This is a genomic window from Bradyrhizobium sp. 35, from assembly GCF_023073215.1.
GTDB classification, from domain to species: domain Bacteria; phylum Pseudomonadota; class Alphaproteobacteria; order Rhizobiales; family Xanthobacteraceae; genus Bradyrhizobium; species Bradyrhizobium canariense_D.
This window is the reverse complement of record NZ_JADPJC010000088.1, coordinates 1-638: the sequence shown is the minus strand read 5'-3', so window position 1 is coordinate 638 and position 638 is coordinate 1. Positions and strand designations below refer to the sequence as shown.

The 638-nt window shown below is 58.8% G+C and carries 1 protein-coding gene; it reads left to right on the top strand.

What is annotated here, in order from left to right:
• A partial coding sequence (locus tag IVB36_RS19390) for a transposase (RefSeq protein WP_247392756.1) occupies positions 1 to 512 on the top strand: 512 nt, incomplete at its 5' end.
• Positions 513 to 638: the final 126 nt, after the last annotated feature.

The following is a 638-nucleotide window of genomic DNA, read 5'->3' as shown; positions in this document are numbered from 1 at the left end:
CGTGCGAGCAATCTGGCATCACGGTGACTTTGCCCAAGCCGATGACATCGGGTGCGAAGGCTTCGGGACGCTTCGGCAAACAGGACTTTGCTTATCTGCCAAATGAGGATGTTTATCGCTGCCCTGCCGGTGAGAAACTCAAATATTATTATACCAACGACGAAGACGGCCAGAAGCTGCGCAACTATTGGACGAACGCCTGCAAAACCTGTCCACTCAAATCGAAGTGCACGCCGAGCCCACAACGCCGTATCAAGCGATGGGTGCACGAGGACGTTCTCGAACGCGCTCAGGCGCGGCTCGACAAGAATCCAAACGCCATGCGCACACGCCGCGAGACCGTCGAGCATCCGTTCGGCACACTGAAGATGCGCATGGGCGCGACGCACTTCTTGTGCGTGACGCTGCCGAAAGTTGCGACCGAGATGGCGCTGTGCGTGCTCGGCTACAATCTGACACGCGTGCTGAACATCGTCGGGATGAAACCGCTGCTGGCGGCGGTGAGGGCGTGATACGGGCGTTGCCGCGCGCCGTTGCGGTTCATGGGGCGCGTAAAAGAGCCCCGACATTGCCTCAGGATGAGTTCTGGTCGAGCGGCCGTAAAACTTGCCCAAATTGATCGGACCGCGATAGCCTGA